Annotated in this window: 9 protein-coding genes; 4 read left to right on the top strand and 5 right to left on the bottom strand. The window is 64.8% G+C overall.

Annotation, left to right across the window (positions count from 1 at the left end):
* The 4 genes from Y706_RS29255 to Y706_RS0110600 all read right to left on the bottom strand — a co-directional run.
* Positions 1 to 185 (bottom strand): hypothetical protein (locus tag Y706_RS29255; RefSeq protein WP_043435987.1); only part of this gene is annotated, 185 nt, incomplete at its 3' end.
* Between the two features lie 30 nt (positions 186 to 215).
* Positions 216 to 1,154 carry a VOC family protein gene (locus Y706_RS0110610; RefSeq protein WP_028276572.1) on the bottom strand — a complete coding sequence of 313 codons (939 nt, stop codon included), beginning with the start codon at positions 1,152 to 1,154 and terminating at the stop codon, positions 216 to 218.
* A 41-nt stretch (positions 1,155 to 1,195) separates the two neighbouring features.
* Positions 1,196 to 2,698 carry a bifunctional 3-(3-hydroxy-phenyl)propionate/3-hydroxycinnamic acid hydroxylase gene (locus tag Y706_RS24905; RefSeq protein ID WP_052355055.1) on the bottom strand — a complete coding sequence of 501 codons (1,503 nt, stop codon included), beginning with the start codon at positions 2,696 to 2,698 and terminating at the stop codon, positions 1,196 to 1,198.
* 94 nt (positions 2,699 to 2,792) lie between these two features.
* The gene (locus tag Y706_RS0110600) at positions 2,793 to 4,169 is read right to left on the bottom strand and encodes an aldehyde dehydrogenase family protein (protein ID WP_028276571.1); all 1,377 of its coding nucleotides are present in this window, start codon (positions 4,167 to 4,169) and stop codon (positions 2,793 to 2,795) included.
* 144 nt (positions 4,170 to 4,313) lie between these two features.
* On the opposite strand from Y706_RS0110600, the gene Y706_RS0110595 reads away from it, so the two are divergent.
* Positions 4,314 to 5,327 carry an ornithine cyclodeaminase family protein gene (locus Y706_RS0110595; protein ID WP_028276570.1) on the top strand — a complete coding sequence of 338 codons (1,014 nt, stop codon included), beginning with the start codon at positions 4,314 to 4,316 and terminating at the stop codon, positions 5,325 to 5,327.
* 27 nt (positions 5,328 to 5,354) lie between these two features.
* A complete protein-coding gene (locus Y706_RS0110590; protein WP_028276569.1) occupies positions 5,355 to 6,374 on the top strand; it encodes a dihydrodipicolinate synthase family protein in 1,020 nt (339 codons plus the stop codon).
* Between the two features lie 508 nt (positions 6,375 to 6,882).
* Here the strand turns inward: Y706_RS0110590 and Y706_RS0110585 are convergent.
* Positions 6,883 to 8,142, bottom strand: a complete 1,260-nt coding sequence (locus Y706_RS0110585; protein WP_028276568.1) for a substrate-binding domain-containing protein — start codon at positions 8,140 to 8,142, stop codon at positions 6,883 to 6,885.
* A 126-nt stretch (positions 8,143 to 8,268) separates the two neighbouring features.
* Between Y706_RS0110585 and Y706_RS0110580 the strand changes: the two genes are divergently transcribed.
* Both Y706_RS0110580 and Y706_RS29250 read left to right on the top strand, forming a co-directional pair.
* Positions 8,269 to 9,777, top strand: a complete 1,509-nt coding sequence (locus tag Y706_RS0110580; protein WP_028276567.1) for a sugar ABC transporter ATP-binding protein — start codon at positions 8,269 to 8,271, stop codon at positions 9,775 to 9,777.
* Positions 9,774 to 10,533, top strand: a 760-nt coding sequence (locus Y706_RS29250; protein WP_043435964.1) for an ABC transporter permease, incomplete at its 3' end; no start/stop codon positions are given. The genes Y706_RS0110580 and Y706_RS29250, both read left to right, overlap by 4 nt.

Genomic DNA, 10,533 nt, shown 5'->3' with positions numbered 1-10,533 from the left:
GGGTCGATGGACTCGAGCGTATCCAGGTGCGCGTCCCACTCGGCGAACAGGTCCCCGATCCGATTAATGCCCGGCACCACCGTGCGCAGGTCAACGACGGTGTTACCGAAGACGGCCCCGGGAAATTGTTCCCCGCCGTCCTCGAAAGTGCCCAGCATGAATCCGTTCACGCGCGCTTCTTCCATGAATCCTCCATTTGTCATCGTCTGGTGCAGCTATACCGGAGGCGGGACGAACAGGCCCTTGTCGCGGTCGTTGAACATTTCACGGGCGATAAATTCGTCCATGTCGCCGCCGGTTCCCCATTGGTCGGAGGTCTCGGGGTCGCGCGTGTCAAAGATGCTTGGATGCCACGTATCCTCATCCACCGAATCCAGCTCGGTGGTGTACTCCATGGTGTTCCCGTTGGGATCGTGGAAATAGGTGAAGGTGTTGTCCCCTGCCTTATGGCGGCCAGGGCCCCAGATCTTCTTGAACCCCGAACGCAGCAGCTTGCCGCTGCCGCGCATGTACTCGTCGATGCCGCGCAGCTCGAAGGACGCGTGCTGCAACGAGGCATGCGGGCCGCGGGAGATCGCTATGGAGTGGTGCTGCGCATTGCAGCGCATGAAGTAGAAGAGGTCGCCCATGTGCGGGTGGTTCAGGGTGTCGGAGAGACGGAAGCCCAGGTGCTGCTCGTACCAGGCGCGCATCTTCTCCGGTTCCGGGGAGTTGAGCACCACGTGGGAGAGCCGCACGGGGATGGCTTCGCGTTCCTCGATCTTGCGGTGCTTGCGCACCTCGACGTCGGAGGAGACCTCGATGGTGCGTCCCTCCAGGTCGAAGAAGCGGAAGCCGTATCCCCCGCCGAGGGTCTGGACGTCATCGGGTTCCCCAATGAGTTTCACGCCCTTGGCAATGAGGTCCGAGGCGAGTTGGTCTACCGAGGCCTTGTCCGCCGCGCCGAACGCGACCATGTCAAGGCGCTTCTCCTCGGCCTTGCGCACGCGGACCGAATACTGTTCCGGGGAGCCCTCGGCGGCGAAGTAGGTCACGCCGCCGTCGTTCTCCATTTCGGTGAGTCCCCAGTGGTTCTTGTAGAACTCGACCTGCTTCTGGTAGTCGGGCACCGCGATGTCGAAATGCCTCAGGTGTGTGATCGGGCTGAATGCCATGATGGTCTCCTGTGTTCTGTCTGTTAGACGCGGATGTGGGTTTAGATGTGTGCCGGCACGTTGTGGCCGGCCTGCGGAATGCTGCCGATGAGGCGTTCCAGGGCCTCGGGGGTGTCGCCGAGGCCCAGGATGTAGCGATCCGGACGAACGACGACCGCCTGGGCGCCGGCGGCTGCAAGGATCTGGCCGACCTTGGCCGGATCGAACAGGACCACGACGTCGGCATGTTCCTCAAGTAGTTCCCGCAGTGGGGCCGGGACCGCGGCATAGAGCTCGCGGGTTGTTGCCACCAGGAAACGGCTTCCCACCATGTCATCCAGGCGCACCCCGTCGGCGAGGATCGGCTGCATGCCGAGCCGGCCGGCGCGTTCGTCGGTGCCGCCGTCGTGCAGGCCAGGGCCCAGCGCGGGTGAGATCGGTGCGGATGCGGCGGGGTTTGCGCGGATGAAGGCGTCACGCTGCTTCGCGGTGTCGGCGTCGGTGGTTTGCATGAAGCCCGCCGCCCGGGTTGCCTGCTCGACCCAGAACCGTGCATGCGGCATGCGTTCACTCTCGTAGGTGTCAAGGAGGCTGTCGTCGGCCGCACCGCGTTTGACGGCATCGAGCTTCCACACCAGGTTGGCCACGTCGCGTAATCCGGCGCATAGGCCCTGACCAAAAAGCGGTGGCGCCTGGTGGGCCGCGTCCCCCGCCAGGAAGATGTTCCCGGCGCGCCACTGCCGTGCGATGCGCCCACGGAAGGTATAAATAGCCAGCCGGTCTGCAGTGAATCTGTCTGCCGGCAGCACGCCGTGGCTGATCTTTTCCACACCCTCAGGGGTGGTAATTTCCTCGGGGTCGTCCCCCGGCATCAACATGAACTCCATCCGCACCCGTTTGCCGGGGAGGCGGATCCACAGGGCGGGCCTTGTGTGATGACCCAGGAAGATCATGTCGGAAGACAGGCCGGGGCCTTCTTCCAAAATGCCGTCCGCGACAAGCCACTGTGCATCCTCGCCCAGCTTTTCGCACTCGATGCCCAGCGCCTGGCGGGTCTGCGAGCGCGCCCCGTCCGCTGCGATGGCCCAGCGGGCGCGGATTAAGGATTCCGCGCCGTCGGAGTCACGCACCGCCACCTCGACGCCCGGTCCCTCATTGCGCACGGAGAGCACGCTGGTGCCTCGGCGGAGCTCGACGCCGGGAAGTTCTTCCACGACATCCCGCAGCAGGACCTCGATGTCCGGTTGGTGAAAGGTGAGATCGTCGTGCCAACCCTGGGTGCCAAACTGACCCGTGGGCAAGGACACCAGGACTTCCCGCTCCTCGTTCTCGATGTGGAAGGAGGACATCGGCAAAGTAACCTCGGCAAAGCGCTCGGCCACTCCCAGCGATTGGAGGGTGCGGAAGGTTTCACCATCAAAGTGCACGGCGCGGGCAGTTGGCCAAACCTGGACATCACGCTCCGCCCCGACGGCGGTCAGACCTGCGCGCCCCAGCAAGGCCAGCGCAGTGACTCCTACAGGCCCTCCCCCGATCACTACCACGTCGACGTTGACGTTAGCCATCTTGCTCCTTCAAGTTCAGTACGTATCGTTTCGAATAAAAAGTAACATGCATCACTTAGCCGCACAAGGGTTAGCTGATGGGCTTCCGGCTTGCTTACGCCTTCCAGATGGTCTTGAGATTGCAGAATTCCCTGATCCCGTCCGCAGCCAGTTCCCGACCGAACCCGGAACGCTTGATCCCGCCGAACGGCAGCTCCTGGTACGAAACCGTCATGCCGTTGACGAACACCGCGCCGGCGTCAAGGTTGGCCGTAAACCATTCCTCCTCCTCGGCATCAGCAGTCCAGACCGCACTGGAAAGCCCGAAGGTGGTCTGGTTCGCAATCCGGAGGGCATCCTCGCGGTCCCGGGCGCAGTACAGCGACGCGACGGGCCCAAAGGTCTCCTCCTGGATGATCCGCATCTCTTCGCTGAGTCCGGCGAGCACCGTGGGGGCATAGAAGAAGCCGGGGCCCTCGGGAACCACCCCGCCGGTCAGCACCTGGGCACCCAGGGAACGGGCGTCCTCGACGAGCTCGGCCAGTTCGTCGCGTCCGGACAAGGTGGCCAAGGGCCCCACCTGAGTCGCGGGATTCAGCGGGTCCCCGACATTAAGCTCCGACATCAGCTTCACGAATTCGGCGGCGAACGCGTCATAGACCTCGGTGTGCACGATGAACCGCTTGCCGGCGATGCAGGACTGGCCATTGTTGCTGATCCGTGCACGCACGGCGGTCTCCGCCGCGGCGGAGACGTCCGCCGAGGGCATGACAATGAAAGGGTCCGACCCGCCCAGTTCCAGCACGGCCTTCTTCACGTGGTCCCCGGCACTGGAGGCGACCGAGCGCCCCGCCGGCTCGGAACCCGTCAGGGTCACCGCTTTGACCCTCGGATCGGCCAGGACGCCGGCAACCTGGGAGCCGCCGATCAGCAGGGTGCGGAAGGAGCCGCGCGGGAACCCTGCCCGCTCAAAGAGTGTGTCGAGGAAGAGCGCAGCCTGGGGCACGTTCGAGGCATGCTTGAGCAAGCCGGAGTTGCCCGCCATAAGCGCCGGGGCCGCAAAGCGGATGACTTGCCAGAGCGGGTAGTTCCAGGGCATGACCGCCAACACCGTCCCCAGTGGCTCGTAGCGGGTCCAGGCGCGGCTCGCGCCGACCGACGACGGGTCCTTCAGCGGGGCATCGGCCAGGAATTCCTCGGCATGCTCGGCGTAGAAACGCATGGCCTTGACGCACTTGTGCACCTCGGCAATCGATTGCGCAATCGGCTTGCCCATCTCGACGGTGATCAATTCGCCCAGGCCATCCGCCTGACCCTCCAAGATGTCCGCCGCGGCGAGCATCCACTGCGCACGCTGGGCGAACGTGCTGCCGCGCAGGAGCCGCGCCGCTTCGGCGGCTTCCGCGATGCGATCCTGGACTTCCTCGTCCGAGTGCGGCTCAATGATCATTTCGGTCGAACCGGTGGTCGGGTTGACGGTTGCGATTGCCATGGTTGGGATCCTTTCCTGGAGACGTGTTCTCTATCACAACTATATAGGATACGATTCGTATCGGATACTATTTGGGTCTACTCAGTAAATCCACCCACGCCCGCAGCCCGTGGACCGGCTGCCCGACATCCAAGGAGTGCCCCCGTGAGCACCAATGGCGAGTTACCGAACAGCCTTCCGCTCTTTCTCACCGACGCCGACGTCGCCAGCCTTTCGGACTGGGCCGGGGCGATCGAAGCCATCCGCACCGCCTACAAGGCCCCCGGCGACGAGGCCCGAACCCCGGGTCGGATCTTCGCCCAGACATCTCGCGAATGGTTGCGGATCATGCCCTCGGTGCCGCCCAGCGGCAGTCTGTTCGGGGCAAAGTCAATCGCCGGGTCCTTCGCGGACGGCCTGCGCGTCAGCTATCTGATTTCACTCTTCGACAAGGACACCGCGGATCTGGTGGCTCTCGTGGACGGAAATCGCGTCACCGGCCTGCGCACCGCCGCGACCACCGCCGTGGGCACCTCCACGATCGTGCCGCAGCGGCCGCTGATCGTCGGTGTGATCGGCTCCGGCTTTGAGGCGCGTTCTCACCTGACGGCCTTTTCCCACCTGCTTGAGTTCGCCGACATCCGTGTGTTCAGTCCGACCCCTGCCAACCGCGAGACCTTTGCGGCCGAGTTCGACGGCGCGTTCGGTGCGCCCGCACGTGCTGTCGGCTCGGCCCGCGAGGCCGCGGAAGGCGCGGATCTCATCCTGTGCGCTGCACGCTCCCGCGACGAGTCCCCGACGCTGCTGGCCGAATGGGTCGGCCCGAACGCCGCGGTGGTCTCGATCGGTTCCACGACCCCGGCCCAACGCGAGCTGCCCGCGGAGCTGATCGCCCGGGCCGCGGTGGTCGTGGTGGATAGCCGTGACGAGGTCGTGCACGGAAGCGGGGACATGATTGCGGCCCGGGCACACGGCGTCGATGTGGATTCGCTCATTGTCACACTCAATGCCGCCCTGACCGGCGAAACCGCCATCGACGCGGCGCACGGGATCCGTATCTACAAGTCGACCGGTTCCGGCCTGCAGGACATCGTTGTTGCCGAGATGCTCGTCAACCGCGCCCGCGCCGAGGGCATTGGCACCGTCCTTCCCGTGGGCATCGTCACCAGCCGCAAATAGACCCCACTGACAATAAAGGAGAACAACATGGTGGAATACACCAAATCCGAAGCCCGCTCCTGGGCCCGGGAGAACTTCGTCGGCACCGTTGCGGTGACGCACCCGTCCTTCACCCCGGACTTTTCTGCCATCAACGAAAACGCGATCCGCCACGACATCCTCTTGCTCAAGGAACGTGGCTACAAGGGTTCCCTGCTGATCGCCGAAGCGAATATCACCCCGGAGGAGAACGCCCGGATCACAGCCATCGCCCGCGAGGTGGCAGGACCGGACTTCGCACTCTTCTTCCACGCAATCTTCGGCACCCTGGAAGAAAACATCCATGCAGCAAACCTGGCTTCCAAGGCCGGCGCGGACCGCGCGCTGCTGGCCTACCCTTCATCGTTCTGGCCGACCTCGTACGACGAGGTGTTCGACTACACCAAGCGTTTCACCGATGAAACCGATCTGGCCACCATGCTGTTCCCGCTCCCCGCCTGGGGCTTCGAGCGCATCCACCCCGCAGGCATGAGCGTGGACTTCGTGCGCCGCGTCCTCGACGCGATGCCGAGCATCGTCGCCATCAAAGCCGAACAGGGCTACCCGGGCATCCCCGGCGTCATGGAGATGTACCACCACTTCCGCGATGAAGTAGTGATTTCCTGCCCCATCGAGGCCGAAATAATCCCCCTCATGTCGGTCTTGGACGTCCAGTTCTCCGGCACCGCGAACACGAACTGGATGGGAGACTACTACCCCAAGGCCTTCGAACTGGCGCGCAACGGCAAGTGGGAAGAAGCCATGAAGCGCTACTGGGAGGTCCAGCCGGCCCGGGCCGCCAATATGGCTGTATCGTCCACTTCCACCCCGGGCACCAGCTCCATTAACCGCACCCAGTGGAAGTACCAGGAGTGGCTCTCCGGCTTCAACGGCGGAGCCCTGCGCCCGCCGGCAGTCAGACTTCCCGACCGTTTCATGAAGCAGCTGCGCGCAAGCCTGGAAGCCTCGGGACTGCCCGTCACCGATTCCCCGGACTCCGAATTTTTGCGCGGACGCGTCAGCGCCTAAGCGGCCGTCCGGCGGAGTGCCGGCATTGGAAAGCCCCTTGGACCACTGAACCGGCATGCTGGTTCAGTGTCCCAAGGGGCTTCTTTGCGCGTGACAGACGGTGCCGGAGAAGATGCTGCTCCCGAACCGCAGTCGGAACCACAGCAGCGGCTTGCCTGACTGGCAGCACAAAGCATCTGGGGGCTTGTTCCGGCCTCCTGCTGCGGGCAACTCTTGGCCGGCCGATCAATCGCGCCCGGACCTTGGGATCGCGATCCGGCGAGGGCAGGCGCGGTGCAGAGCAAGGGAAGGGCCCCTTCCAAAGTGGATGTCATTCGACATCCACCCGGTGGAAGGGGCCCTTAGTTCCAGTTCAAGCCCGGTGACGGTTGCGCACTCGCTTTCGCGTCAGGCGCCGGGAGGCTCCGAAGAACGCATTGAACCGCTCACGGCCCGTCGTTCGTCCCGGCACCCCCATCGACCGACCCGTCGGAGGATCCATCTCTCGAGTTTGTGGCTCGCGCCATCCCTATGCGCCGGGGTTTGAGAAGAATGCATTGAGCCGGTCGGTGGGAAGGTAGTCCTCAGGGGCGCCGGCCAGGTCGGTCAGGTCATTGCGGTCCCACGAGGGGTCCGCGACCTTAGCAAGGTTCTCCCGGGAGACGATCACCGAGGGCTCAACAATCTGGTTGATCTTCGGGCCCTCGCCCTTCAGGATGCGCAGGGCCACATCGACCACCGCCTCACCGGTGCGCACAGACGGGGTCGTGGTGCCGAAGTAAGGGTAGCCGGGGTTTGCCAGCGCCCAGGAGGAGAATCCGTGGCTGGACCCGTCGTCCGCGATCGGCGGCACCTCCAGGCCCGATTCCACAAAGGCGTTGCGGATGCCTACGCCCATCGTTCCGGCCTGCAAGACGGCGTCAACCCCGGCAGGGTGGGTCGCAAGGAACTTCTGGACCTCCGCCTGGGCCGTGGCCGGCTGGAAGAAGCCCGTGACCGACCCGGCGACCTTGACCTCCGGGCAGTTTTTCAGGACCGCGTCGATGCCCATGCCCGCGAAGGTCGAGACCGGGATGCCCGGGATGCCGTCGACGCGCAGGACGTTGCCCTTGCCCCCGATTGCCGCCACCGTGCCGGCGGTGACCTGGGCGATCGCGAGGGGGGTATTCCTCGTGACGCTCACGGCGTACTCGGAATCGATAGGCACCTGGGCGGCGACCAGCGGGATGCCGGCGTCATGGGCGGCCTTGGCCAGCTTCACGGAAGGCTCCGGTGCAATGGCGGTGTAGATGATCACGTCCGGCTTGAGCGAAAGCGCTTCGTTGAACTGCTGGAGCTGCAGGGGCACGTTCGACGGGTCATCCGGGGCGAAGTCGCCGACAATCTTGACTCCATCGGCCTTCAGGCTCGTGCGGATGGCCGCCGACATGGAGGCAATGAAGGGACTGGCAGGTGGCATGCCCACGATCGCGGCCGTGAAACCGTCAGTCTTCTTCGACTTGTAGTCGGCCCATGCCGACTTCCGGATCTCGTACGGGTAGAGGTTGTAGCCCGCGGCGATCTCCTTGGGTAAACCGGACAGCAGGACGTTCGGATCGTTCGCTGCATCCGTTGGCAGCGACCCGCAGGTTCCGGCTGCCGCGGGCGACACCTTGGCGGGGGTTGCCCCTCCGGAGGAGCCCGGGGCCGCCGGCGCCGATGCCGAACAGCCCGTCAGGACGAGGGCGCCGGCCCCCAGGATCGCGGCGCCGACCGTCGGGAAGCTGGGGAAAAAGGTCGTCTTCTTCATGGATTATCTCCTGCCGTATAAAACGATTCGTATCGTATGGCATCAGCGTAGGCGTATGCGGTACGATTCGTCTAGTTTCGAATATGACCTGCGACACATTTATCGGCCATTCAAAGGAGATTCGCCGTGAACAACCAACCATCCGGCCTGATGCTCGCCGGGGTGAGCAAGCGGTTCGGTGCCACGCGCGCTGTTATCGACGGTGACCTCCATCTCCGGCCGGGCGAGATCCACACGCTCTTGGGCGAAAACGGCTCAGGGAAGAGCACTCTGGTAAAGATCCTGGGTGGGGTTCACCGTCCTGACTCCGGCTCCATCACATTGGACGGCGTCCCCGTCAACAGCCGATCGCCCCGCGAGGCCATGGATCTGGGGATTGCGGCGGTGTTCCAAGAGGTCCTCACCGCGGGGAACCAGTCGGTCCTCGAGAATGTCTGGCTCGGGTCCCACGGGACGTTCCGTCGCCGACTGGGCCGCGCCGAGCAGCAATCGATCGCGCAGGATGTCCTCTCGCGTATCGCCGGCGAGGTGCCCCTCGATCTTCCCGCCGGGCAATTCTCGCTCTCCGAGCGACAGTCCATCTGCATTGCGCGGGCGCTCGTGCGAAAGCCCAAGGTGCTCATCCTTGATGAGTCGACGGCTTCCCTGGACGTCAGGTCCCGTGATCGGCTCTTCGTCGAGCTGCGCCGGCTCGCGGCCGGGGGAACCGCCATCCTGTTTATCTCGCACCGGATGGACGAGGTCGCGGAGATCTCGGACCGGGTCACCGTTCTGCGGTCCGGCCGGAGCGTGTCCACCGTCGAACGTTCGGCCCTGTCCGTCGACCGGTTGATCGCGGACATGACCGGAAACTCCGGCCACGACGAGGCCCGGCGGCAACCGCACGACCCCGGGGACGTCAGCCTTCGGGGATCCGCCGTCCGCCTGGCGTCGGCCTCGGCACCCATCGACTTCGAGCTGCGCGCCGGCGAAGTCGTGGGCCTTGCCGGGCTAGAAGGCCACGGACAGGACCACTTCATCAAACGCCTGGCCGGCGTGGCTGCCGGGCCCGGCAGTGTTGTTCGCATCCGGCCCGAGGGCGCCGCAGAGCTTACCGAGCGCAACGGGGATGCCGTGGGGGTCGCCTACCTGCCGCGCGAACGTCGTGGCGAGTCGCTGTTCGAGTCCATGTCGATCCGCGAAAACTTCGCGCTCCCGACCCTGGCCAAGGACCGCCGCGGCGGGTTGCTGGACACCCGCAGCATTGCCCGCCGGTTCGATGCGTTCGCCCGGACCTTGTCCCTGCGCTTCGGTGCAGCGCAGGACGCCATTTCAACATTGTCCGGCGGTAACCAACAGAAGGTGCTGCTGGCCCGCTGGCTTGCCACGGACCCCAAGGTCCTGCTGCTTAACGACCCCACACGAGGGGTCGACATCGGGACCAAGCGGGAGATCTACGCAATCTTGCACCGACTCAGTGCCGAAGGCATGAGCGTCGTGGTCCTCTCCAGCGAGGTCGACGAACTCGTTGACCTCGCAGACCGCGTCTTGGTCTTCCGCGACCAATCAGTGTTTGCCGAGATCCCCCATTCCGAGCTTTCCACCGAGTCCATCGTCGCCGCATACTTCGGCCAGAAATCAGAGGTGCATACATGAACCGCGTCCTCCCCCTGTTCCAGCGCTGGCCTTTCGCCTTTGCCTTCCTGCTCGCACTGGTGCTGCTGGTGTTGAACCTGATCGTCTCACCGTCCTTCCTCTCCCCCGCGCGTCTCCCCGGCACCCTGGCCACGCTGGCGCCGTTCGTGCTGGTGGGATTCGCCTCCACGCCCTCGATCCTCGCCGGTGGCATTGACATTTCGGTCGGTCCCCTGGCCACCTTCATCAACTGCCTGTTCGTCGCCATCCTCATTCCCGCGGGGCTGGGCAACTGGGATCTCGCGGCACCCATCATCCTGGCGGTGGCTGCCGGAATCGGAGCCCTGAACGGAATCCTGGTCGCCGTCTTGCGCCTGCATCCGGTGGTCGCAACCACCGGGATGCTGTTCCTGCTCGTTGGCCTGTCGCTGACCATCGCCCAGAATCCGGTGGCCGCCCCGAATAATTGGACGGAGGCCTTCGCCGGGGGCATCGGCATCGTCCCGGGCGCTCTCTTGACCATCGGCGTCGCCGGGCTGATCTGGTTCGCCCTGCGCCGAACGGCCTTCGTCAGCAATCTCCTCGCGACCGGCGAGAGTGATGTTTCAGCCTACGGTTCCGGCGTGAACATCAAGGCAATCCGGATCCTGGCCTATACCCTCGGCGGCCTGTTCGCCGGAATCGCGGGAATCGCCCTGACGGCTATCGTGCAGTCATCGCAGTCTTCGCTCGCCTCCACCTATGCCCTGCTGGGGCTCGCCGCGGCCGTGCTGGGCG

It is taken from the genome of Arthrobacter sp. I3 (genome assembly GCF_000520575.1).
GTDB classification, from domain to species: Bacteria; Actinomycetota; Actinomycetes; order Actinomycetales; family Micrococcaceae; genus Arthrobacter; species Arthrobacter humicola_A.
Note: the sequence above shows the minus strand (reverse complement) of the source record. Positions and strands in the feature narration are given on the sequence as shown.